General features: G+C 70.8%; 27 protein-coding genes, 2 pseudogenes and 1 riboswitch (1 of these 30 running past the window's edge). Of the genes and pseudogenes, 13 read left to right on the top strand and 16 right to left on the bottom strand.

All coding sequences use genetic code 11. From position 1 onward, the window contains the following. Positions 1–114: riboswitch (cyclic di-AMP (ydaO/yuaA leader) on the top strand; it begins 210 nt to the left of the window's first position. A gap of 39 nt (positions 115–153) precedes the next feature. Continuing rightward, a pseudogene (locus SSOG_RS25375) lies at positions 154–1306 on the top strand (C40 family peptidase). A 54-nt stretch (positions 1307–1360) separates the two neighbouring features. On the opposite strand, the gene SSOG_RS25370 reads toward SSOG_RS25375, so the two are convergent. After that, the gene (locus SSOG_RS25370; protein ID WP_009717108.1) at positions 1361–2086 is read right to left on the bottom strand and encodes a L,D-transpeptidase family protein; all 726 of its coding nucleotides are present in this window, start codon (positions 2084–2086) and stop codon (positions 1361–1363) included. A 141-nt stretch (positions 2087–2227) separates the two neighbouring features. Next, positions 2228–2581: a hypothetical protein gene (locus tag SSOG_RS25365; RefSeq protein WP_009717107.1), complete on the bottom strand. Its 354-nt coding sequence runs from the start codon at positions 2579–2581 to the stop codon at positions 2228–2230. A 221-nt stretch (positions 2582–2802) separates the two neighbouring features. Here SSOG_RS25365 and SSOG_RS25360 point away from each other — a divergent pair. Then, positions 2803–3878, top strand: a pseudogene (locus tag SSOG_RS25360) (C40 family peptidase). On the opposite strand, the gene SSOG_RS54910 reads toward SSOG_RS25360, so the two are convergent. Next, positions 3875–4192: a hypothetical protein gene (locus SSOG_RS54910; RefSeq protein WP_050799960.1), complete on the bottom strand. Its 318-nt coding sequence runs from the start codon at positions 4190–4192 to the stop codon at positions 3875–3877. The pseudogene SSOG_RS25360 and the gene SSOG_RS54910 overlap by 4 nt on opposite strands. A 243-nt stretch (positions 4193–4435) precedes the next feature. Here SSOG_RS54910 and SSOG_RS58510 point away from each other — a divergent pair, with 243 nt between their 5' ends. The 3 genes from SSOG_RS58510 to SSOG_RS25345 are packed head-to-tail and all read left to right on the top strand — an operon-like array spanning position 4436 to position 6016. Next, the gene (locus tag SSOG_RS58510) at positions 4436–4708 is read left to right on the top strand and encodes an ABATE domain-containing protein (protein WP_078510394.1); all 273 of its coding nucleotides are present in this window, start codon (positions 4436–4438) and stop codon (positions 4706–4708) included. Further along, positions 4660–4860, top strand: coding sequence for a CGNR zinc finger domain-containing protein (locus SSOG_RS25350; RefSeq protein ID WP_009717104.1), 201 nt, complete (start codon positions 4660–4662; stop codon positions 4858–4860). The genes SSOG_RS58510 and SSOG_RS25350 overlap by 49 nt, the downstream gene beginning before the upstream one ends. Before the next feature lie 31 nt (positions 4861–4891). Next, positions 4892–6016 carry an ABC transporter substrate-binding protein gene (locus SSOG_RS25345; RefSeq protein WP_086015808.1) on the top strand — a complete coding sequence of 375 codons (1125 nt, stop codon included), beginning with the start codon at positions 4892–4894 and terminating at the stop codon, positions 6014–6016. An 18-nt stretch (positions 6017–6034) separates the two neighbouring features. Here SSOG_RS25345 and SSOG_RS25340 read toward each other — a convergent pair whose 3' ends face one another. Further along, positions 6035–6865, bottom strand: coding sequence for a MerR family transcriptional regulator (locus tag SSOG_RS25340; protein WP_009717102.1), 831 nt, complete (start codon positions 6863–6865; stop codon positions 6035–6037). A 101-nt stretch (positions 6866–6966) separates the two neighbouring features. On the opposite strand from SSOG_RS25340, the gene SSOG_RS25335 reads away from it, so the two are divergent. Together SSOG_RS25335 and SSOG_RS25330 are read left to right on the top strand one after the other, a co-directional pair. Further along, positions 6967–7935, top strand: coding sequence for a redoxin family protein (locus SSOG_RS25335; RefSeq protein WP_039938661.1), 969 nt, complete (start codon positions 6967–6969; stop codon positions 7933–7935). A 12-nt stretch (positions 7936–7947) separates the two neighbouring features. Continuing rightward, positions 7948–8841 carry a dihydrodipicolinate synthase family protein gene (locus SSOG_RS25330; RefSeq protein ID WP_009717100.1) on the top strand — a complete coding sequence of 298 codons (894 nt, stop codon included), beginning with the start codon at positions 7948–7950 and terminating at the stop codon, positions 8839–8841. A gap of 54 nt (positions 8842–8895) precedes the next feature. On the opposite strand, the gene SSOG_RS25325 is transcribed toward SSOG_RS25330, so the two are convergent. From SSOG_RS25325 to SSOG_RS25305, 5 genes are all read right to left on the bottom strand, one after another. Further along, positions 8896–9312 (bottom strand): PIN domain nuclease, encoded by a 417-nt coding sequence (locus tag SSOG_RS25325; RefSeq protein ID WP_009717099.1) that lies wholly within the window; start codon positions 9310–9312, stop codon positions 8896–8898. Next, positions 9309–9629, bottom strand: a complete 321-nt coding sequence (locus SSOG_RS25320; protein WP_009717098.1) for a type II toxin-antitoxin system VapB family antitoxin — start codon at positions 9627–9629, stop codon at positions 9309–9311. Before SSOG_RS25320 ends, SSOG_RS25325 begins: the two co-directional genes overlap by 4 nt. Beyond that, a complete protein-coding gene (locus SSOG_RS25315; protein WP_009717097.1) occupies positions 9626–10183 on the bottom strand; it encodes a Uma2 family endonuclease in 558 nt (185 codons plus the stop codon). Before SSOG_RS25315 ends, SSOG_RS25320 begins: the two co-directional genes overlap by 4 nt. Continuing rightward, the gene (locus SSOG_RS25310; protein WP_009717096.1) at positions 10183–11058 is read right to left on the bottom strand and encodes a hypothetical protein; all 876 of its coding nucleotides are present in this window, start codon (positions 11056–11058) and stop codon (positions 10183–10185) included. The genes SSOG_RS25315 and SSOG_RS25310 overlap by 1 nt, the downstream gene beginning before the upstream one ends. A gap of 211 nt (positions 11059–11269) precedes the next feature. Continuing rightward, positions 11270–11824, bottom strand: coding sequence for a cysteine hydrolase family protein (locus SSOG_RS25305; protein WP_009717095.1), 555 nt, complete (start codon positions 11822–11824; stop codon positions 11270–11272). A gap of 42 nt (positions 11825–11866) precedes the next feature. Between SSOG_RS25305 and SSOG_RS25300 the strand changes: the two genes are divergently transcribed. Beyond that, positions 11867–12307 (top strand): GNAT family N-acetyltransferase, encoded by a 441-nt coding sequence (locus tag SSOG_RS25300; protein ID WP_009717094.1) that lies wholly within the window; start codon positions 11867–11869, stop codon positions 12305–12307. 154 nt (positions 12308–12461) lie between these two features. Further along, a complete protein-coding gene (locus SSOG_RS25295) occupies positions 12462–13304 on the top strand; it encodes an SAM-dependent methyltransferase (RefSeq protein ID WP_009717093.1) in 843 nt (280 codons plus the stop codon). Here SSOG_RS25295 and SSOG_RS25290 read toward each other — a convergent pair. Continuing rightward, positions 13291–13611, bottom strand: coding sequence for a DUF397 domain-containing protein (locus SSOG_RS25290; RefSeq protein ID WP_009717092.1), 321 nt, complete (start codon positions 13609–13611; stop codon positions 13291–13293). The genes SSOG_RS25295 and SSOG_RS25290 overlap by 14 nt on opposite strands. Then, a complete protein-coding gene (locus SSOG_RS25285; RefSeq protein WP_050799959.1) occupies positions 13608–14423 on the bottom strand; it encodes a helix-turn-helix domain-containing protein in 816 nt (271 codons plus the stop codon). The genes SSOG_RS25290 and SSOG_RS25285 overlap by 4 nt, the downstream gene beginning before the upstream one ends. Before the next feature lie 96 nt (positions 14424–14519). Between SSOG_RS25285 and SSOG_RS25280 the strand changes: the two genes are divergently transcribed. Next, positions 14520–14945 (top strand): ATP-binding protein, encoded by a 426-nt coding sequence (locus tag SSOG_RS25280; protein WP_009717091.1) that lies wholly within the window; start codon positions 14520–14522, stop codon positions 14943–14945. Here SSOG_RS25280 and SSOG_RS25275 read toward each other — a convergent pair. Then, positions 14938–15576 carry a TetR/AcrR family transcriptional regulator gene (locus SSOG_RS25275; RefSeq protein ID WP_009717089.1) on the bottom strand — a complete coding sequence of 213 codons (639 nt, stop codon included), beginning with the start codon at positions 15574–15576 and terminating at the stop codon, positions 14938–14940. The two genes, SSOG_RS25280 and SSOG_RS25275, sit on opposite strands and share 8 nt — an antisense overlap. A 91-nt stretch (positions 15577–15667) precedes the next feature. Here SSOG_RS25275 and SSOG_RS25270 point away from each other — a divergent pair, with 91 nt between their 5' ends. Beyond that, a complete protein-coding gene (locus SSOG_RS25270) occupies positions 15668–17185 on the top strand; it encodes an FAD-dependent oxidoreductase (protein ID WP_009717088.1) in 1518 nt (505 codons plus the stop codon). Here SSOG_RS25270 and SSOG_RS25265 read toward each other — a convergent pair. Together SSOG_RS25265 and SSOG_RS25260 are read right to left on the bottom strand one after the other, a co-directional pair. Further along, entirely contained in the window at positions 17182–17868 is a 687-nt protein-coding gene (locus SSOG_RS25265; RefSeq protein ID WP_009717087.1) for a DUF5701 family protein, read from the bottom strand. The genes SSOG_RS25270 and SSOG_RS25265 overlap by 4 nt on opposite strands. A gap of 72 nt (positions 17869–17940) precedes the next feature. Beyond that, positions 17941–18516: a TetR/AcrR family transcriptional regulator gene (locus SSOG_RS25260; RefSeq protein ID WP_039938654.1), complete on the bottom strand. Its 576-nt coding sequence runs from the start codon at positions 18514–18516 to the stop codon at positions 17941–17943. A 104-nt stretch (positions 18517–18620) separates the two neighbouring features. Here SSOG_RS25260 and SSOG_RS25255 point away from each other — a divergent pair, with 104 nt between their 5' ends. After that, positions 18621–19583, top strand: a complete 963-nt coding sequence (locus tag SSOG_RS25255; RefSeq protein WP_039938652.1) for an alpha/beta hydrolase — start codon at positions 18621–18623, stop codon at positions 19581–19583. A 23-nt stretch (positions 19584–19606) separates the two neighbouring features. Beyond that, the gene (locus SSOG_RS25250) at positions 19607–20368 is read left to right on the top strand and encodes an NAD(P)-binding domain-containing protein (RefSeq protein ID WP_039941676.1); all 762 of its coding nucleotides are present in this window, start codon (positions 19607–19609) and stop codon (positions 20366–20368) included. 36 nt (positions 20369–20404) lie between these two features. Here SSOG_RS25250 and SSOG_RS25245 read toward each other — a convergent pair whose 3' ends face one another. After that, complete coding sequence (locus SSOG_RS25245) at positions 20405–21127, bottom strand: LuxR C-terminal-related transcriptional regulator (RefSeq protein WP_009717083.1); 723 nt, start codon at positions 21125–21127, stop codon at positions 20405–20407. Continuing rightward, a partial coding sequence (locus tag SSOG_RS25240; protein ID WP_063631593.1) for a sensor histidine kinase occupies positions 21124–22243 on the bottom strand: 1120 nt, incomplete at its 5' end. The genes SSOG_RS25240 and SSOG_RS25245, both read right to left, overlap by 4 nt.

Genomic DNA, 22243 nt, shown 5'->3' with positions numbered 1-22243 from the left:
GTACGACGCGTACGGCATGTACGACGCGCCACGTCCGCCGCACAAGGCCGTAGGGCAACTTCCGTACGGCCCGAACCCGGACAGCTAACCCGGTAGGCGGTCCACGGAAGGAGTCGCCTCCCTTGGGCGTCGCACCGCAAGCCGCGGACCCGAATACCCACCTCCGCCTCCTCCACCGGGCGCCGTACGGCCGTCGGATTCACCACCGCCGCCCTCGCCTCCGTCACCCTCCTCTCCCAGACCGCGAACGCCGCGCCGAGCGACCCCCAAGCCCGGCACGACGCAGTCGATCGAGGCGGTCAAGGAGAAGGTGGACGCCCTCTACCACCAAGCGGAAACCGCCACCCAGCACTACAACGCCGCCAAGGAGCGCTCCGAGCAGCAGCGCACCAAGGTCAACCGGATGATGGACGACGTCGCCGAGAACACGGAGAAGCTCAACGAGGCCCGCCGCACGCTCGGCACCTATGCCGCGGCCCAGTACCGCAACGGCGGCATGACCTCGAGCGCCGCGAGCCTGCTGTTCTCCAACGACCCGCAGGACCTCTTCGACCAGTCGCATCTGATGAACCGGATGGCCGGTTCGCAGAAGCGGGCCGTCGATGACTTCCAGACGCAGGCGGCGAAGGCCGCCAAGGAGCGCCGCGAGGCCGCCAAGAGTCTGGCGTCGCTGACCGAGACCCAGCGCGAGCTGAAGACCAAGAAGAAGTCCGTTCAGGACAAGCTCGCGCAGGCCCGCCGGCTGCTGGCGAACCTGACCGCCAAGGAGAAGGCGCGGCTGGCGGCGATCGAGAAGAAGAAGGCCGAGGAGGCGCGGCAGAAGGCTGCCGAGCTGGCCGAAAAGCAGCGGCAGGCCGCCGCCGAGCAGAAGCAGCAGACACAGGAGCAGCAGTCGAGCGGCGGTTCCTCTTCCGGTTCCGGAAGCAGCTCGGCAGGCTCGTCCACCGCCACGAACAGCACCAAGGCGGCCAAGGCGATCGACTTCGCGGAGTCCCAGCTCGGCAAGCCGTACGTCTGGGGCGCGACCGGGCCCAACTCCTACGACTGCTCGGGGCTCACCCAGGCCGCGTGGAAGGCCGCCGGTGTCTCCCTGCCGCGCACCACATGGGACCAGGTGAAGGCCGGTACGCGCGTCTCGACCTCCAACCTCAAGCCCGGTGATCTCGTCTTCTTCTACGACGACATCAGCCACGTCGGGCTCTACATCGGCGACGGGATGATGATCCACGCGCCGAAGCCGGGCGATGTGGTGAAGAAGGCGCCGATCACCGAGATGCCGATCTACGGGAGCGTGCGGCCCGCGTAGCCGCAGTGCGGCTGCCCGTACCCGCACGGGCAGCCGCAGCTCACACCGGCCGGATCACGTGCCCGGCTTGCGCCCGTACACGTATACGTCGTCGCCGTTCCGCAACAGGCTCCAGTACTTCTTCGCGTCACCGGAGCGCATGTTGACGCAGCCGTGGGAGCCGGGCGGCGACCATACGCTCCCCGCGATGGAGTGGAACGCCTGGCCGCCGTCGAAGAACTGGCTGTACGGCATGGCCACGTGGTAGATCGTCGACCAGTGGTTCTTGTTCCGCCAGTAGATCTTCTTCAGCCCGGTGCGGGTCTCGTACCTGTCCCGCCCGGTGCGCACCGGAACGGGCCCGAACACCAGCCGCGAACCGTCCTGCACCCAGCTGAGCTGCCGGGAGAGGTCGACACAGGCGATGCGGCCCTTGTTGGTGGGGCACTTGCGCGCCGCGTTGGGGTTACGGCCCGCCGCGTTCTGCGCGTTGATCAGCTTCATGACGCCCCAGGTGACGGGGCCCGCGTAGCCGATGGTCGGGCTGATGCCGTGGTTGATCTGGAATCTCTGCGTCGCGCGGCAGTCCCCCGAGGACTGCCGACCGTCGACGGGACGGCCGAGGAACTTCTCGACCTGCTTCTGATACGGACCGGTGTCCGCCGTGCACGACGTCGCCGCCTGCGCCGGTCCCGCACCGAGCGCGACGGACAGCGGCACCACCATGCCCGCCATGCCCAAGGCGACCGCCGTACGGCGGCGCCATGCCCGCCACGCCCCGAATCCTGCCTTTACCCCCATTGCGCGCTCCCTCCGGGCTTGCCCTTGACGGGTAAGACAGTCGAAGAGTGCGTCGGGTTGCGCTTACAGGTGCGATTTCCCCCATTCCGCCCCTTCCCGCCCCCGGGTTGGCCCAGCGGAAACAGAACGGCTGTGGCGGGATCAGGTCCAGAGCACGGCGATGAAGATGTTCACCGTCGTCAGCGCGCCGACCACGCCGAAGAGCGCGGGCTCCACCTTCTCCTCGTCCCGCTTCACGTACACCAGGCCCAGGATCACGATCAGCAGCGCCAGCTTGACGCCGATCTTGATGTTGTTGACCGTCTGATCGTCCGCCTGGTTCAGCCCGACCAGCGCCGCGCCCGTGACCAGCATGGTCAGCGCTCCGTGCAGCATCCCCGGCGTCATCCGCGCGCCGTCCCCGCGTATCGCCGAGAGCTGGGAGAGGAAGCCCCCCAGCAGGGCGGCGATGCCGACGATGTGCAGGCCGACGAACACATTGATGAGTACGTCCATGGCACCGGAGACTAGCCCCGCTCATATCACCGCCAGTCACCCGGGTGCACCCTGATCGGCACATCGGTCACAGCCGCCCCGATCCCGCCCACCCCGCGCCGCCCCCGTGATCAGCAGGCGCCACAGGGGGACGATTCCGTCCACCTCCGTTCATCTCAGCGCGCCGCGCCGCCGACCGGCCTAGCTTCCCCTCCAAGAAGCACGCCCCCCACGAAAGGTGAATCGCCGCAGTGGCGCCGCAGCCCCCCACGAAGCCGAAGCAGCGGCACCGCTCGTCGCTCACCGGCACCACCCTCCGCACCGCCGTGACCCTCGCCCTCGCGGGCGTCGCCTCCGCGACCGCCCTCCCGGGCATCGGGCACGCCGAGCCCGTCTGACGCCCGCCCAGGTGAAGGCGAAGGTCGAGGCGTACGAGCGGGAGGCGGAGGAGGCCACCGAGAAGTACGACGGCGCCCGGGCCGCGGCCGAGAAGGCGCAGCGGTCCCTCCACCGGTTACGCGACGAGGCCACCCGCCGCACCGACCGCCTCAACACGGCGCGCAACGCCCTCGGCGCGTTCGCCACCGCCCAGTACCGCTCCGGCACCGTCGCCCCCGCCCTTCAGCTGGCCCTCTCCTCCTCCCCCGGCCAGTACCTCCAGCGCGCCTCGCTCGCCGACCGCGCGGGCGACCGCCAGGCGGTGACGATCGCGCGCATCACCCGCGAGGAGCGGTCGCTGCGCCGGGTCCGGGGCAAGGCGGACGACCGCCTCCGTACGCTGCGCGCCGCGCAGGCCGCCGCGTCCCGCCACAAACACGCGGTCCAGGACAAGCTGGCCGCGGCCGACGCGCTGCTGGCCAAGCTGACCCGCGCCCAGCGCGACCGCCTCCGCGCCGCCCAGGAAGCCCGTACCGCCAAGGACGCCCGTACCGCGTCGACGCCCCGGCACGGCGCCCCCGCCCGGACGGGCGGCCGGGCGGCCCGCGCCATCTCCTTCGCGTACGAGGCGATCGGCAAGCCGTACGTCTGGGGCGCGACCGGGCCGTACGGCTACGACTGCTCGGGCCTGACCCAGGCCGCGTGGCGCGCCGCCGGGGTGTCCCTGCCGCGGACCACCTACACCCAGATCAACGCGGGCCGCCGCATCGAGCGCGGCGAACTGGCCCCCGGTGACCTGGTCTTCTTCTACTCCGGCGTCAGCCATGTCGGCCTCTACATCGGCAACGGCCTGATGATCCACGCCCCGCGCCCCGGCGCCCCGGTCCGGGTGGCCCCGATCGACCAGATGCCCTTCGCGGGCGCGGCCCGGCCGGTCTAGGGGCGGAGAAACGGCACGAGGCGTTCGCCCTGGCCGCGGGCTCCGGCGACGCCGAGGACGGGCAGGGGGAGCGGGTGCTGCTTGCGCCGCTCGTTCTGGGCGATGTTGTCGTCCGTCGCCCGGTAGAACTCGAAGCTGGCGCGCAGCGCCTCGGGGTCGCGGGCGAGGGTTTCGACGTAGAAGCCGACGGCTGACTCCGGCAGCGGCCGCGCGGCCTTCGTACGGAACTGGTCGCCGTAGTAGAGGTGCTCGCGGCCGCGGACGAGCTGCTCGTTGAGGCCGCGCTTCCGGTTGAAGGCGAAGTGCCACAGCATGTCGTTCTGCGCCTCGCCCGTGGCCGAGCGTCGGCCTGAGGGCGACGAGTTCGGCCGCCACGGTGCCGGTGTCGTATCCGTCGCGGGGCTTGTCCGACGGTCCGACGCCGCGCGGGTCGACGTCGCCGCCGCGGACGAGGGTGCTGTCGAAGACGTCCGCGAAGCCGTCGGGGAGCCAGGGGACACCGCTCACGGTGCCGAATCCTGTGAGCGGGCGGGCCTTCCGGCTCGGCAACGAGATCGATCCCTACCCCGGACCGGCTCCGGGCCTGGCTCGTCGCCAATGAGCTGGGCAGCGCGGAGATGCCGATCTCCGACGCCCTCCTGCGGGACGCCCGCGAACTGCGCGAGGCCATCCACCGGGCCGGTACCGCCGTCGCCGCCGACGACGTACCGGACCCGGCGGACGAGGCCTGCTCAACCGCTGGACCGCCCGTGCGGCGCTGGCCGTCGTCGCCGTCGACGCCGTGGCGACGCTCGGCGCGCACCACAAGGACGGCGAGGGCGACGGCGTGATCAAGCGCTGTGAGCAGCACACCTGCGGAGGGCTCTTCCTGGACACCAGCCGTGGACGGCGACGGCGTTGGTGCTCCATGGCGACCTGCGGAAACAAGGTGAAGAAGGCGAACCTCAAAAGCCACCTCAAGACCCCCAGCGCGAACGGATAATCGCTTGCCGTCGGCGATGGCCGTGGATGCAATGACCGGCATGGTCACCCAGGCACGCCCACCACGGCGCGAAGACGGCTCATCCGTCCAGATCGGCGCTCTCGTTCCGCTCACCCGGCCCGGCTGGATCGAGGCGGGCCACCATCTGCTCGCCGGACTGGAGTTGGCCGTATCCGACGTCAACGACGCCGGTGGGATCGGCGGACGACCGCTGGAGCTGCTGGTCCGGGACACCGCGGCCGATCCGCGGAAGGCCGCGGCGGCCGTGGACGAGTTGGCCGGTCTGGGCGTGGCCGCCCTGGCGGGCGAGTATCACAGCGTCGTCGCGCGCGCCGCCGCCACCAGGGCAGACGCCCTCGGACTGCCGTACCTGTGCTCGTCGTCGGTTCTCGACGCGCTCACCGACCAGCCGACGGATTGGGTCGCGCGCCTCTCCCCGCCGCAGTCCCGCGGCTGGCGGATCTACGCGGACTTCCTCCTCGGCGCGGGCCACCGCCGCATCGCCGTAGCTGCCCAGCCGAGCGTCTACTGGGCAGCCGGGACCCGCATTCTGCGGGACTACCTCGCGCCACGCGGCGGCACCGTCATCGAACTCGACATGAGCGCGCTCACCCCCGCGGCCGTGTGCGACGCACTCGCCGCCCATGGCGCGACGGCCCTGCTTCTCCTCGTCGGCCACCCGGAGCCGGCCGTGCCGATCGTCACGGCCGTCCGCCGCGACCAGCGCCTCGCCGAGGTCTTGATCGGCGCTCCGGCGGGGCAACCGGAGTTCGCCGAATGGACGGCGCTACTGGGCGACGACGGCGCCGCGGTCCCGTTCCTGCGCTACCTGCCCGAGCGCCTCACCCCACTCGGTGCGCGAGTCGAGACGGCGCTCCGCAAGCGGCTGGCCGGAGCGCCCTCCTTCGTCGCGTACGAGGGCTACGACACGGTCACCGTCCTCGCCGACGTGCTGCGTTCCCACGGCGGCGCGGACCGGGCGCGCATCGCCGCGTCATGGCCGAGCGTCGCGGTCGACGGCACCCGCGGGCGGATCCGGTTCTCCCGCACGCCGGGCATCAGCGTGTGGCAGTGGGCCGGACCGCCCGTCCAGGTCGTCGACCGGGATCCGGCGGAAGCGGAACCCGGTCGCTTCCGGATCCTTCACTCTGGCTGAGTCACACCGGCTGAGACCTCACACCGGCTGAGAGACCACGGCAGCCGTGATCGGCTCCTGGAGTTCCGTCACCCACTCGTCGCGGTTGTCCGGGCACTCCAGGTAGATCTCCCGCGGGTATCCGGCCGAGCGGTAGCCGTTGGCCTCGATCCAGCGGCCCAGGGTCTGGATGGTCGGCAGGACCGTCTCCATCGAACCCCGGTGGACGATCGCCGCCGCCTGGTCGACCGGCGGCAGGTCCACGACCCGCAGCCCGTCGACCTCCTGCACCGGGGCCGCGACCTCGATCCCGGCGTGGATGAGGACACCGCCGTCCGGCGCGTCCTCGTAGTACGCGACACCTGGCCCGGTCGGTGTGATGCCCGCCGCCGCCAGGCGCGGCAGCAGTTCCCCGTACAGCGGCTGGATGACCGGTCCGATGGCGTCGAATCCCGTGGCCACACCGGTCAGTTCGGCGATGCGCACGCTCGGCAGGCTCTTCACCGCTACGTCGTTGGAGGACATCTGTCCCTCGCTCTCGATGGACCGGAGCCTCGCCTCGACCCGCACCAGCCGGGCCGCCGCGGCCGTCATCGCCGCCTCCAGGTCGGCCCTCCGCACCCGCAGCATGGTCCGCAGCTCCTCGGTGGTGACCTTCTCCTCCAGGATCTCCCGGACCTGCTGAAGGGTGAAGCCGAGGTCTTTGAGGGCGATGATGCGGTTGAGACGGGCCAGCTGGGCGGCGGTGTAGTACCGGTAGCCGGTGGCGGGGTCGACCCGGGCGGGGTGCAGCAGTCCGGTCGCGTCGTAATGGCGCAGCATCCGGACCGACACCCGCCCGTGCCGGGCGAAATCTCCGATGGTGAACATGATGTCTTCAGTCCACAGCCTCACACGGTGTCACGGTCAAGCGCCGTGGAGCTTGACCTTACCCTCAGGGGCAAGGTTTAGCGTTCATCGAGGTGAGAGACATGCGGATCGGTGAGCTGGCCCTCCGGGCGGGCGTAACGACCAAAGCGGCGCGCTACTACGAGTCGCTGGGGCTGCTGACGCCGGGGCGGCTGGCCAACGGCTACCGGGACTACGACGAGCACGACGTACGGCTCGCGCGGGAGATCCGGGCGCTCAGCGGCCTCGGGATTCCCGTGGAGCGCACCCGGCCGTTCCTGGACTGCCTGGCGGTCGGCCATCGGCACGCCGACGACTGCCCGGCGTCGCTGGCCGCGTACCGGCAGGCGATCGACGAGCTGTCGCAGCGCATCGCGGGGCTCACGGCCCGCCGTACGGCGCTGATCGCGCACCTCCAGGAGGCCGCCCACCGCAACAGCCGTGTCTCACCGGCCGAAGCGTCCGACGAAGGAGAGGCCCCGATGCACGACTACCTCAGCCTGCCCGCCGACCTGCCCGTCCCCGAGGACGACGGCGCGACCGCCCACCTCCCCGGCACGAAGCTGCCGCCCCTGGAACTGCGCACCACCACCGGCGACGCGACGGTCCGCCTCGACGCCCTCGGCCCGGGCCGGACGGTGCTCTACGTCTACCCCCTCACCGGCCGCCCGGGCACCGACCTGCCCGAGGGGTGGGACACGATCCCCGGAGCCCGCGGCTGTACCCCCGAAGCCTGCGGCTTCCGCGACCACTACCAGGAGCTGCTGGACGCGGGCGCGGTCCGGGTGTTCGGCCTGTCCAGCCAGGACACCGGCTATCAGCGCGAGGTCGTCGAACGGCTCCACCTGCCGTTCGACATGCTCTCCGACCCCACGCGGAGCCTGGCCCAGGCGCTGGACCTGCCGACGTTCGAGGCCGGTGGGCTGACGCTCTACAAGCGGCTGACGCTGATCATCCGCGACGGCGCGATCGAGCACATCTTCTATCCGGTCTTCCCGCCGAACGAGCACGCCGACCAGGTGCTGACCTGGCTGCGCGACACCTCTCACTGACAGGAGCGGCTTGTGTTCACCGGCCTGAGCGCCTTCCCTCTCACCCCCATCACCGATGACGCCATCGACGAGAAGGCGTTCGCCGTCCTCGTCCAGCGGCTTGCCGCCGCCGGGGTCGACTCGATCGGGGCGCTGGGCTCCACGGGGTCGTACGCCTACCTCACCCGCGAGGAGCGGGCCCGCGCGGCCCGCATGGCCGTGCAACACGCCGACGGGACCCCGGTCATCGTGGGCATCGGCGCGCTGCGCACCCGCCACGTACTGGAGGCGGCCGAGGACGCGCAGAACGCGGGAGCGGCCGGGGTGCTGCTGGCGCCGATGTCGTATCAGCGGCTCACCGACGACGATGCGTTCGGGCTCTACGAGGACGTCTCGGCGCACCTCTCCGTCCCGCTCGTCGTCTACGACAACCCCGGCACCACCCACTTCACCTTCAGCGACGAGCTGTACGCGCGGGTGGCCGCGCTGCCCCGCGTGGCGTCCGTCAAGATCCCCGGCGTCCCGGCCGACCCCGCCGCCGCCCAGACCCGTGTCCACCACCTACGGCAGCTCCTGCCCGACACGGTCACCGTGGGCGTCAGCGGCGACGCCCTCGCGGCTACCGGGCTGAACGCCGGGTGCGACGCCTGGTATTCGGTGCTCGCGGGCACCTTCCCCGAACCCGCCCTGACCCTCACCCGCGCCGCCCGGTCCGGCGATGCCTCCCGCGCCCGGGCGGAGTCCGAACGCCTCCAGCCGCTGTGGGACCTCTTCGCCCGCTACGGCTCCCTCCGCGTCGTAGCCGCAGCAGCCGCCCACCTGGCCCTCACCCCACCCCACAACCTCCCCCGGCCCCTGAGCGGCCTGGACACGGACGGCCGCGCCGAGGTCGCCGCGGTGTTGGAACAGTTGGGGCTGAGCGCGTGACCCCGACCGCGGTCGACTCTTCCTGACCGGACGGCGGGGCCGGACAGACCAGTCCTAGTCAGCCGTCCCAGGTTCCGCCACCCAGCGCGAGGGGTAGCCCGTGATGGCCGCGATCTGGTCATAGTCGCCGTCGTAGTGGAGGACGGTCGCGCCATGCCGTTGCGCCGTGGCGGCGATGAGCAGGTCGGCCATCGAGAACGCCCGATGGTTTCCCTTCGCGATAGCTTGGCGCTGGATGTCGAGTGCGGCGTCCCAGACCTCGTCGGGACAGGGCAGGTAGTCGAAGCCGGTCAGCCAGCGGCCCAGCCGGTCGGCTTCGTTCGCGTTGCGGGCGGAGTACAGGATCTCGACCTCTACGGCTCCGGTCACACAGAGCAGCCCGCGCTCGTGCAAGGGATTCAAGGTCTCCCGGACAGCCGGTCTCGCACTTCGAGCGAGAGCAGACTTGTCGATGAGGTAGCGATGGCTCACGCGGCTGCCTGGTCAGGCGACCCGGGTGCCACCTCGTTGCGAGCGTCATAGGTCAGGTCGATCTCTCCGCTGTCGATCGCGTCGAAGAACTCCTGCCTCCGCAGCCGCTTCACCACCTCAAGGAGGGCAGCGTTGACCGTGCCCACCTTGGTGGTGGTGCCGAGGGCCGTCTGCGCCTCGGCCAGCAGGTCATCATCCAGATCAATAACGGTGCGGGCCATACCGACCTCCTCCAGCTTCCAGGGCACCAACACCCTGATGATATCGAATCTGCCTCGCTTGCGATATCGCCGCAGCTGTGCGTTCGCCTGGCTCACGAGGCGTAGTCTCTGAGCTTGTCCGTCTCCAAGGTGATGCCGACCGGGTCGGGGATCTTGATCACCGCACCGTACGGACGCGCCGTCAGGCTGCGGTACTTCCCGTCCTCCGGTTCGCAGTGCACGGTGACCGTGCAGTCGTCCCGGTCGATGAGGAGATACACCGGGATGCCCGCGGCCGCATAGCCGTCGCGCTTCTCCGAGCGCAGGCGTCGATCGGAGTCCCGGTCGCGCGAGGTGACCTCGACGGTCATCAGCATGCCCTCCGGGTCGGACCACTCTCCGTGCCCCACGATGTGCCGTCGCGGCGCAAGAACCGCGCTGGTGCGTGCCCGGCCCTCGCGGCGCGCCTCGGTCTTCAGCCCTCGGTGGGGGTAGAGGGATAGCTCAGGCCGTCGTTCCAGGCAGCTCCGCACGAGCCAATTGAGGGTTTCCGCGCCGTTGCCGTCCTGCGCGGGTTTCTCCTCCAGCTTGCCGTTGATGAACTCCAGCCAGACCGTCTCCGGCGCGGCACGGGCCAGCTCTTCGAACTCATCAACCAGCATCTGCGGCATCAACCTTCGTGCGTACGGACATCGGATCGGATCGCCGCCGCACGACGGCGGACTTCGGCTGGGGAAAGGCCACCCGGCGACAGCGGCTCCGTCTCGCCCCGGCAGGGGCGGCAGAGGCCGCCGGGGAGTGCCGTGGGCGGGCCGGGGCGGCCGCAGTCGGTGCACTCCAGGAGTCGGCTGATGGTGATCTCCGCACGCGGCTCCGGTACGGGCTCCGGCGGCAGCTTGGCCTCCAGCCGGGTACGGGCCAGCGCGGCCGGGCTGTGCACCTGTACGGGCAGGCCGGACGTCAGAGCCTGGACGAGGCGGCCGGGGTCGGCGTCGCGCGCCAGCCAGGCCGCGGCGCGGGGTTCGAGGCGGGCACAGTCAGCGGCCGAGAGGGTCATCCGGGGGTCCGCACGGCCCAGGGACGCCAGGGCGTCGTACGCGGGAGTTCTGGTGGGAGCGGCTGGCGTGCGTACGGCGGCGGGGCGGGGCTCCGGCGCGTCGTCGCCGCGTACGAACGCCTCCCACCACTCTTCCCCGCGTGCCGCCCGCGAGAAGAACGTACGGGTCACCCAGCGCGCCCCGTCCTCCGTGATGAGGTGTTCGCGGACGCGCCGCAGGTGACCGGCCTCCGACAGCCGCCGCAGGGCGGTCGCACAGGCCATCTGGCCGTAGTCGGGAAGGCACTTGGCGAGCGTCTTGGCGTCAATCGCGGCACCGTCCGGCAACCGGTCGATGTACGCGGCGATGGCCGCCTCACGCCTGGGCAGATGTGCGAAGTCGTCGGCGCGACGAGGGGATTGGCGGGGTGCGCTGCGCTTGCCGTAGCCGGGGCTGGCCAGCGGGTGTGCGGCCGCGTGCGGGGCAACGCTAAAGTCGGCTGAAGCCATGAGATCGAGGTCCTGTCGATCTTGTAGGTCAGGCCCCGGATTGGTGTTGGCGCACCGCCGGGGCCGTTTGCTTGTTGCCGCGAACGCTAGACCGACAGCACTGTGCGTGGCAACCCGGTCACATTATGTGCATGGGGAGGGTGGGTGGGTTGTACAACCCACCCGTTCCTTGCATAGAGCGCTCAGGTCTCGGCGCCCGAAGCTCAGCCGGTCACAAGGTCCGGCACCAGTCGTCGACGGTGGTGACGTCCGCCAGGCGCGGGAAGAGTTTTTCCAGCAGGAATCGATGCACATCCGAGTCGGGGTCCAGGCAGCCGTCCGCCAGGACAGTGAGGCCGAAGTCCAGGTCGGCGGCTTGGCACAGCGTGGTGAGCACGACGGCACCGGTGGCGATGCCGGTGAGTACGAGGCTGTCGATGTCCCGGGACCTGAGCACCAGGTCGAGGTCGCTGCCCGAGAAGGCGCTGGCGCGCCTCTTGGTGACCACGATGTCGCCCGGCCGGGGCGCGACGTCGGGGTGGATCTCCGTACCCGGGTCCCCCTCGATGAACAGGCCGTCCCGTACGAGGGCGCTCAGCACCTTGTTGCGGGGGCTGACGTCCGGGCCGCCGGGGCGCAGGGCGATGACGACGTAGATCACGGGGATACCGGCCGACCGGGCCGCGTCGGCGGCGCGGGCCAGCCGCGCGAGATATGCGGCATCGGCCTCGGCGATGTCGACGATGGACCGTTGGACGTCCATCAACAGAAGAGCGCTCTTCGCCATGCTGTCCGTCCTTCCTTGATGTCAGGTTCTACGATCCCGAGCATGCCCATACGAAGAGAAGACGGCTACGAAATAGCCACCGACCCCAGCCGCATCGACCTGGCCCTGGTCCACCACTGGCTGTCGACCGACGCGTTCTGGGCGCTCGGCCGCAGTCGCGAAACGGTCGAGCAAGCGGCGCGCGCCTCCGTCAACTTCGGCATCTACGACTCCGCCGGAGCCCAGGTCGCCTACGCCCGCGTCGTCACGGACCAGGCGACGTTCGCCTGGCTCTGCGATGTGTACGTAGCGCCCCCGCACCGCGGTAAGGGGCTGGGCACGTGGCTGGCCGCCGCGGTCCGTGACCACCTTGCGCCCTACAACCTCAAGCGGGTGCTGCTGTCCACGCTCGACGCCCATGACGTCTACGCCAAGGTCGGTTTCGTCCCCTTCCCCGACCCCGGCAACCTGATGATCCTCGGCTCCGGCACGTCGATCACGTAGTGCCCATAAGAAGGGGGCACGGGTTGTGCCCGCGCACCGTTCCTTAGATAAATGCGCACAGGTCTCGGCGCGCGACACTCCGTGCCGCCTACGATGACCTATGACCGCAACTGGTCAGCTGATTGCCGCAGATTGACGATCGGGGCGCTGGAAGATGTCAGGAACGGACTGGATGTCAACGAGGTCGGAGTTCGCCCAGCCGCCGGTCGACCTCCGTACCGACATACCGCACTCCGCGCGCGTCTACGACTACCTCATGGGTGGCAAGACCAACTACGCGCCCGACCGCGCCGCGGGCGATGCCTCGGCGCGGGCCTGGCCCAGCCTGCCGACGTCCATGAAGCAGGCGCGCCACTTCATGCACCGGTCGGTCCGCCACCTGGTGCGCGAGCACGGCATGCGCCAGTTCCTCGACATCGGCACCGGCATCCCGACCCCGCCGAACCTCCATGAGGTCGCGCAGGAAATCGCCCCCGACGCGCGGGTCGTGTACGTCGACAACGACCCCATCGTCCTCACCCACGCCCGTCACCTGATGACGAGCACGGCGGAGGGACGGACCGAGTACATCGACGCGGACATCCGCGACCTCGACTCCATCCTCGGCGCGGACGAACTGGGCAACACGCTGGACCTGAAGCAGCCGGTCACGCTGTCCCTCATCTCGATCGTCCACTTCGTCATGGACGAGGACGATCCGCAGGGCCTCGTACGGCGGCTGATGGCGGAACTCGCGCCGGGCAGCGCGCTGGCCATCACCGTCTTCACCGGCGACACGGCCCCCCAGGAGGTCGCCGGGGTCGGCCGCGAGTACAACGAGCGCGGTATCCCCCTCCAGATCAGGAGCAAGGCCGATGCCGAGCGGTTCTTCGACGGCCTGGAACTGATCGACCCCGGCGTGACCCTGCTCCACCACTGGCGCCCGGACCACACCACGGAGGGCGTCCGGGACGAGGAAGTCGCGATGTACGGAGGCGTCGCGCTCAAGCGGGGCTGACGGCGGTGGCGGCAGCGAACGATATGAACTCCGCCCAGGCGTCCGGGGCGAGGGCCAGTTGGGGCCCGGCGCCGAGCTGCTTTGAGTCCCGGACGTGGACGGTGTGGGGGCAGGTGGCGACCTCGACGCATTCGCCGCCTTCGCTGTTGCTGTAGCTGGACTTGGCCCAGGGTGCGGCGACCTCGACGCAGTTGCCGCCGCCAGTGTCGCTGTAGCTGGACTTACGCCACGACAGCGCGACCTCGACGCAGTTGCCGCCCTCACTATTGCTGTAGCTGGACTTGAACCATGCAAGCTCGTTGCTCATAGCTCCTCCGCCAACTTTCTGATGAAGTCTGCCGACGCCTCGGGGCTGAGGGCCTGCCGGAGGATCATGGCATGGCGCTGGATGATGATGCTGACCTTCGGCGGGTCGGCATACAGCACACCCGTGGTCTGCCCCTCCTCGTACACAAGGTGCTCGTGGTCAGGCGTCTCCAGCAACACGAAGGGGCCCAGAAGCCCCGGGTGCGTACCCCCGAAGGGCACGACCTGGATCGTCACGTTGCGCCGCTTGCCCGCCTCCAGCAGGTGGTGCAACTGCCGTACGTGCATGTCCTTGTCGCCGACCGGGAAGCGCAGAGCGGCCTCGCCGATCAGGAAGTTGAACGCCCTGGTCTGCTTGTCCAGCAGAGCTTGACGCTCCATCCGGGCCGCGACCCGAGCATCGATGGTTTCATCATCCAGCGGCGGACAGTGGTCACCGATCAGGGCCTCGGCGTACTCCTTCGTCTGAAGCAGTCCCGGGATGACCAGTGCCTCGAATCCGTTGAGGACGATCGCTTCGGCCTCGTACCGGATGAAATCCTGCGAGTACGACGCGAACTTATCCGGCTTCAGGTACTCCTGACCCGCCAGCAACAGCCCCCGCGCCCCGAACATCTGGTCCGCGACCTGAAGCAGCCGCAGGGCAGGCTTGCGCCGCCCCTGCTCCATGGACTTCACGGTCTCGTACTCGTAGTTGGCCTCTTTGCCCAGCTGCTCGCGGCTGACCCCGGCCTGCATGCGCCACAGTTTGATCTGGTTGCCGCAATACCGCCAGGACATCGGCGACTGCGAACCGCCCTCCGTAACCGTCATCGCGCCCTCTCTCCCGTGAGGCACCCGCGGTACGCATACGCAGCGTACCGACGTCGTTACTGCGGCACAGTACGCCTGACCAGCAGCATTCCGGTCATGAATGGACCAACTCCCCCTCTTCCGATGGACATCGAATGGCGGCTCCCCCGCCACCCCCGCAGCGTGGGCCGGGCGCGGACGCTGCTGCGTGAGCAGGTTCGTACGTGGCAGATCCCCGAGGCCCAAGCGGAGGTCGCCGTGCTGCTGCTCAGCGAGCTGGTGACCAACGCCTGCCGCCATGCGCGCGTTTCCCCAGGTCGGGAGGTCCGCGCACGCTGCGTGGTGCGTGACGAGAAACTGCGCGTCGAGGTGTCGGACGCGAGCGAGGTGATGCCTCAGCCGCGGCAGGCGACGGCGGAGGACGAGTCGGGGCGGGGGCTGGCGCTGATCGCGGCGCTCGCGGACGCGTGGGACGCGCATCCGCGGGCGTGCGGGATCGGGAAGACGGTGTGGTTCGAGCTGAAGCTGATCGCGGCTACGTAAGCGCCGCGAGGCCGTTGGCCAGCAGGTCGAAGGCGTGCTCGGCGTCGCGTACGGCGCCCTCGTAACGACCGTCGGCGGTCTCACCCTGCACCAGGCGCTGGAAGTTGTCCGCGGACAGCGCCCACTGGACGCCGATGATCTGGACGGCGGCCAGGCGGGCGGTGAGGTCCGACGCCTCCGTGGTGTCGCACAGGGCCTCGGCGAGGGCGCGTTCGCCGCCCGCCTTGAAGCGCTGCATGCGGTCGATCAGGGCCGGGGTGCCGTAGATCAGCTCGGTGAGCGAGCGGACCGCGGGGTGGTCGTTGAGGCCGGTGATCGGGTCGCGGCGGCGCAGGCCGTCGAGGAAGTAGTCGCGCAGGGCGGTCAGCGGGGTGGTGTGCGCCGGGCGGGCGCGTACGACCCGGGCCGCTTCCTGCTCGTGGTCGGCCATGCGGTGCACCACGAGGTCTTCCTTGGTCGGGAAGTACGCGAAGAGCGTGCGCTTGGAGACCTCGGCGGCATGGGCGATCTCGGCGACGGAGACATGAGCGAAGCCGCGGTCGAGGAAGAGGTCGATGGCGGCGTCGGAGATCGCCGTACGCGTGCGCTGCTTCTTGCGTTCGCGCAGTCCTGGCTTGTCGGGCGTCGTCACTCGTTCAAGCTACCTCACCAAACTGCACTTGGAATCTTTCTGCACCTGGTGTAGAAATATACCGAGTGCAGTGAGCGAGGGGGAGCATGGGATGAACGAGACCGAGACGGACGTCGTGATCGTGGGCGCCGGGCCGACCGGGCTGACGCTGGCGTACGAACTGGCGCTGGCCGGGGTGGAGACCCTGGTGCTGGAGAAGCTGACCAGCCGCAACCGGCAGACGAAGGGCGGCGCGATCCAGGCCCGTACCGCCGAACTCCTGGAGTCGCGCGGGCTGCTGGAGCCGATGCGGCGCCGGGCGATCCCCGGCCCTCCCGTCGGCGCGAACTTCGCGCTGCTGCCGGTGCCGCTGGACTGCGGGCCCTGGGACACCCGGTATCCGTCCCCGGTCATGCTCCCGCAGTGGGAGATCGAAGAGGTGCTGGAGGAGCGGGCCACCGCGCTCGGTGCGCGGGTACGGCGCGGCGCCGCCGTGACGGCCGTCGAGCCGGACGACGATGGGGTGACCGTGACCACGACGGATGGCGGGCCGCCGGTGCGGGCGCGGTATCTGGTGGCGTGCGACGGGGGACGCAGCGGGGTCCGTAAGGCGCTCGGGGTGCCCTTCCCGGGGCGGCCCGGGACGTACCTGGCCGTCCTCGCCGACATCCGGCTGTCGGCCGCATCCGCGCTGGTGCCGCGCGAGCGGGGGCAGATCAGCACGCTGACGCGGCAGGCGAACGGCTACTGGTCGATGCTCATCCCGCTCGGCGACGACCGCTACCGGCTCACCTACGGGGCCTACGGGCGCGAAGACCCCACGGACCTCACCCGGGACACCCCCGTCGGCGAGGACGAGATCGCCGCCGCGCTGCGGGCCGTGTACGGCGAGGAGACGGTGCTCGGCGGGGTGGACAACGCCTCGCGGTTCTCGGACGCGACCCGGCAGGTCGAGCGGTACCGGGAAGGCCGGGTGCTGTTCGCCGGGGACGCCGCGCACATCCACCCGCCGCTGGGCGCCCAGGGGTTGAACCTCGGCGTCCAGGACGCGTTCAACCTGGGCTGGAAGCTCGCCGCGACCGTCCGGGGCCACGCCCCGGCCGGGCTGCTGGACACCTACCACGCCGAACGGCACCCGGTCGCGGCCCGGGTGCTCCACCACACCTCGGCACAGCGCGTGCTGGCGGACCCGCGCCCCAGCGAGGACGTGGCGGCCCTGCGGGACATCTTCACCGACCTGATGCGGCTGCCGGACACCAACCGGTATCTGTCGGGCCTGATCTCCGGCCTGGCCCTCCACTACGACGTATCCGGCGCGCACCCCCTCACCGGGCGTCGGGTCCCGGACGCCGAACTGACCACCCCGGACGGCCCGACCCGCCTGTCGGCCCTCTTCGGACCGGGACACGCCGTACTGCTGGACGTGGCCGGGCTCATCCCGGACGACGTGCGGCTCCCAGGACGCGTCGACCTCGTACGCGCCAAGCCTCCGGCCGAAGTCGACCTGGGCGCGGGCGCGCTGCTCCTGCGGCCCGACGGGTACGTCTGCTGGGCGGCGGACGACGCCGAGGCGTGCCGCGAGGAGTTGCCGCGCGCGATCGCCGCGTATCTGGTCGACGGGACCGACTAGACGTCGGACAGGCGGCCCGTCGCGGAGGCGAAGCCCAGCCAGGTGTGGCGGTTGTTCGCCCAGCACCAGCCCACCTTGGGGGCGTCGCGGCGCTCGCGGCCGTCCCGCCCGGTGCCGTTGCTGATCCAGATCGCCGGGGTGCGGGAGTCCAGGGCGCCGCCTGCCTTGCGCAGCCGGGAACCGATGGTCATGAAGCAGTGGTTGCGCTCCAGAGCGGTGGGCTGCTGCATCACCCAGTGGATGCCCTCGGTGAGCAGCAACGGGGTGCGGGCCTTGGCGGTGAGGGCCGGAAGCGCCTCGTTCGGGCTCCAGTTGGCCATCTCGTCCCCGCGGTCGAGGCCGGTGAGCAGGTAGAGCGGGGCGTCGGGCAACGCGACCGTGTCGAGCGGGGCGAAGAGGTCGACGTCGGGCATGTCGGTGACGACGAAGCCCGGCTTGTCGCCGCGGTGGATCAGCGGCGCGAGGGCGGAGGCGGGGGCGCGGTCCGGTTGGACGGCGAGCAGGGCACCCTCGCCGCCCGCAACGGGCCGGGCGGCCGCGGCGAAGGTACGGATCTCGGCGGCGGACAACCCGGCGATCTCGTGCACCCCCAGCTCGATCAGCCGCTCGGCCTGCGTGCTCAGGGCCGGGGGTACCGGAGGCGCGGGGACAGCGGTGGGGGTGGCGGGCGTGGTTGCGGGCACGATGCTCCCAGGGCAGCGACGTGAGTGGGCCCTGGGGCAACGCGGCCGCCCCACCGGAACGTTCCCCACCGCCTAGGTCGGGCCGGGGCCTTCCGCGAAGTGCGGCAGAACCATCTCGACCAGCGCGGCGATGTCGGAATCGACCATCGGCTCACCGGTCATGCCCATCCGGTGGAGCAGGACACCGACCACGACGTCGATGAAGAAAAGCACCCGGTGCTCCGGCTCGCCGAGCGCGTCCTGGAGCGCGAGCCGATACGGGTCCTGCAACCGCGCGGACAGGATCTCGCGCAGGGCCGGGTCACTGACGGCGTCACTGAACACGCCCGCGAACGCGTCACCCACCCCGGGCTCGCCGATCGTCCGCGCGACCCAGTGGATGACCGAGGACATGATCTCGGCGCGATCGGCGCCCTCCAGCGGCGCCGGGCCGAACGCGTCCAGGAGGCAGTCCACGATCAGCGCGCCCTTCGACGGCCAGCGCCGATAGACGGTCGACTTCGCGACGCCCGCCGCGGCAGCGATGCGCTCAACGGTGGCGCGCGCGTAGCCGAGCTCGTGAACCGTGCTCAGCGTCGCGGCGAAGACCTTGGCGTTGACGCCGGCGCGCGGGCGACCGGGCGGTCTGGCGGATGCGGTCGAGGGCATACCCAGACGATACCTCTTTCCGCTACCGTAGGTATCGATACTCGGAGTCTCGATACTTGAGGTCTCGAAACTCTGGGCCGAAACTCTCTGGACAAGGAGAAGACATGAACGAGGTCAGTACCGCGCAACGGCCGCCGGAGCCGGACTGGTTAACGGTGACGGCGGAGGAACTGGTCGCCTACCGCGACGCGGAGAACCGCTTTCGGGCATCCAGCGCCGCGCGGGCGCTCCTCGGGGATCCGGATCCCGGTGCGGCGATCCGTTGGCAGGAGGTGGCGCTGCCCGGCCGTGACCTTCCGGTTCGGGTCTACCGGCCGTCGCCCGGGCGCGACGGTGAGGGTGCCGACCGGACCGGCCTGCCCCTCGTACTCCACGTGCACGGCGGAGGGTTCGTGGGCACGGCGGTGCAGTGCGACTGGGTCACCAGCCACGTCGCCGCCCACCTGCCCGCGGTCGTCGTCTCGGTCGAGCACCGGCTCCTCGCCCCGGACAGCCCGCTGTCGGCGGCCGTCGACGACGGCTGGGACGTGCTCCGGCACGTGGTGCGGCACGCCGCTCAGTGGGGCATCGACCCGGCCAGGACCGCCGTCTTCGGCGAGAGCTGCGGCGCGTTGATCAGCGCCCTGGCAGCGATCCGGGCCGAAGAGACCGGGCTGCGCCTCCGGGCACAGGTGCTCGTCAACCCCGCCGTCGACGTGACCGGGACGATGCTCGACCACGCCTCGTTCACCGAGCACGCCCACACCCCGACCCTCGCCGTGCCGCAACTGCGCCTCTTCCAGCGGCTCGCCGTCCCGCCGGGGACCGACGCCCGCACGCTCTCGCCGCTGTACGCCGACAACCTCGGCGGGCTGGCTCCGGCGCTCGTGGTGGTACCGACCCACGACCCACTGGCCGACCACGGCCGCCGCTACGCCGAACGGCTGCGTGCGGCCGGGACACCCGCGCGGCTGACCGAATACCCCGAAGCGGGACACGCGTTCCTCAGCCTGCCCGGCGTCGTACCGCAGGCCGAGGCCGCGCGGGCGGAGATCCTCGCGTTCCTCCGAGCCTCGCTCACCGCGTGACCACCGACAGGGAGGCAGCCGCCGTGAAGCGCATCGGAATCATCGGGGTGGGCAAGATCGCCCGGGCTCTCGTGGTGGGCCTGTGTGACGGACCAGGCGAAGCGCCGGAGGTATTCCTCTCCCCACGGGGGACCCGTACGGCCGCGGAGCTGTCCGCGCGCTACGACGGCGTACAGGTGTGCGCCGACAACCAGCAGGTGGTGGAGCGCTCCGAGGTGCTGATCATCGCCGTACGCCGTGCGGACCGGCACGAAGCGCTCGCGGGCCTGCGGGTGGACGGCGACAAGACGGTGGTCAACGTGATGTCCGGCGTCGGCAACGACGAGCTGCGCCGGATACTCGCCACCGACGCTGTGTTGGTACGGGCCATCCCCCTGCCCTCCGTGAGCGAGCGCCGCTCCGTCACGGTGACGTTTCCGTCCCACCCGGTGGTGGACGCGCTCTTCGAGCGGTTGGGCGGGGCGCAACCCGTCGCGGACGAGGCGGCCTTCGACGTCCTCTCCGCGCTGACGGGGGCGCAGACCACCCACTACGCGTACCTGGCCACGCTCACCTCGTGGGCCGTCGGCCACGGCATACCCGCCGATGCCGCGGAGCGCTACGTGCGCAGCCTCTTCCAGGGTGTCGGCCGCTCCCTGAACGACGAGCGCTCCCTGCACCAGCTCGCGGCCGAGCACGAAACGCCGAAGGGGAACAACGAACGCATCCGCACCACATGGTTCGGCCCGGCCAACTCCGAGGCCCTCACCCGAGCCCTCGATGGCCTCCTCGCCGATCTGAAGTAGCCCTGGTGTCCCGCCGCTTGCGTCGGACCAGGCGCGTCAGACCAGGCGGCGGGCGGTGGCCCAGCGGGTGAGTTCGTGGCGGTTGGAGAGCTGGAGCTTGCGCAGGACCGCCGAGACGTGGCTCTCCACCGTCTTCACCGAGATGAACAGCTGCTTGGCGATCTCCTTGTAGGCGTAGCCGCGCGCGATCAGGCGCAGCACCTCGCGTTCGCGCTGGGTGAGGCGGTCCATGTCCTCGTCCACCGGCGGGGCGTCGGTGGAGGCGAAGGCGTCGAGGACGAAACCGGCCAGGCGCGGGGAGAACACCGCGTCGCCCTCGGAGACGCGGAAGATCGCGTCGACCAGGTCGGTGCCGGTGATCGTCTTGGTGACGTAACCGCGGGCGCCACCGCGGATCACGCCGATGACGTCCTCGGCGGCGTCCGAGACGGAGAGGGCGAGGAAGCGCACCGGGCGCTCCGTGGCCGCCATCAGCGCGGCGCTGCGGCGCAGTACCTCGACCCCGCCGCCGCCGGGGAGGTGGACGTCGAGCAGGACCACCTCGGGGCGGGTGGCGGTGATCACGGTGACGGCCTGGTCGACGTCGGCCGCCTCGCCCACCACCTCGACGCCGGTACGGGCCGTCTCGCCGATCTCGGCTTGGACGCCGGTGCGGAACATGCGGTGATCGTCAACGAGGACGACGCGGCACCGGCGAGCCTCCGTGCCGGTGGTGCCGTTCGTCGCGTCCGTACCGCCGCCGCCCGTTGCCTCGGTCATGTCGTCGCCGCCCTCTCCATCTCCAGCTCCACTACCGTGCCCCCGTCGGGCGCGGACCTCAGCCTGGCCGTGCCGCCGTTCCGCTGCATTCTGCCGATGATCGACTCGCGGACGCCCATACGGTCGTCCGGTACCGCGTCCAGATCGAAGCCCGGGCCCCGGTCGCGTACGGACAGGAAGATCGTCGCGCCCTCGACTTCGGCGAACACCTGGACGGCCCCGCCGTCGCCACCGTACTTGGCGGCGTTCACCATCGCCTCGCGTGCGGCCTGCATCTGCGCCGCCAGTCTCTCGTCCAGCGGGCAGTCGCCGACCACCACGACCTCGATCGGGACGCCGTGGTGGTCCTCGACCTCCGCCGCCGTCGCCTTGACCGCCTCCGCGAGGGTGTCCGGTTCCTCTGCCTCGTCCTTGCCGGTGCCCTCCGGCTTGTACAGCCAGGCGCGCAACTCCCGCTCCTGCGCGCGCGCCAGCCGGGCCACTTCGCGCGGGTCCTCCGCGCTGCGCTGGATCAGGGTCAGGGTGTGCAGTACCGAGTCATGGACGTGCGCCGCGACCTCGGCCCGCTCCTGGGCGCGGATGCGCATCAGACGCTCCTCGGAGAGGTCCTGCGTCATCCGGATCACGTACGGGCCCGCCAGCAGCGCGATGCCGACGATCACGGCGAGGGCGGCCTGGAGGACGGCGCCCAGGTGCTGGGCCGAGCCCTGGCCCTGGAGCACGAGAATGCCGGTCACCCCCGCGCCCACCAGCACCACCCCCGCCCCCGCCCGGGCCAGCGGCAGCACCCGCTTGCTGCGGCTCAGCTCCACCCACTGGGCGCGGCGGGCGTTGTCCGCCTGCCGCCAGAACAGGGCGACGCCCGCCCCTACGAGGAGCAGCGGCCAGATGTAGGTGTTGGCGCGGCCCAGCTGGAAGCCCTGGATGAAGATGCCCATGCCGATGAAGAGCGCGACCAGGGCGATGATCTGGCCGCGCTCCGGCCTGCGGGCCAGGATCCGGCGGCGGCCGTCGGGGCCCACGGTGGTGAGGGGGCGGGTCGTCGTCTCGCCCACGCCGCCTACGCCGAGGGGGACGATGAACCAGAAGAGCGCGTAGAGGAGGGTGCCGAAGCCC

The sequence above is a fragment of the Streptomyces himastatinicus ATCC 53653 genome, assembly GCF_000158915.1.
GTDB classification, from domain to species: Bacteria; Actinomycetota; Actinomycetes; order Streptomycetales; family Streptomycetaceae; genus Streptomyces; species Streptomyces himastatinicus.
This window is presented reverse-complemented; position numbering and strand designations above follow the sequence as displayed.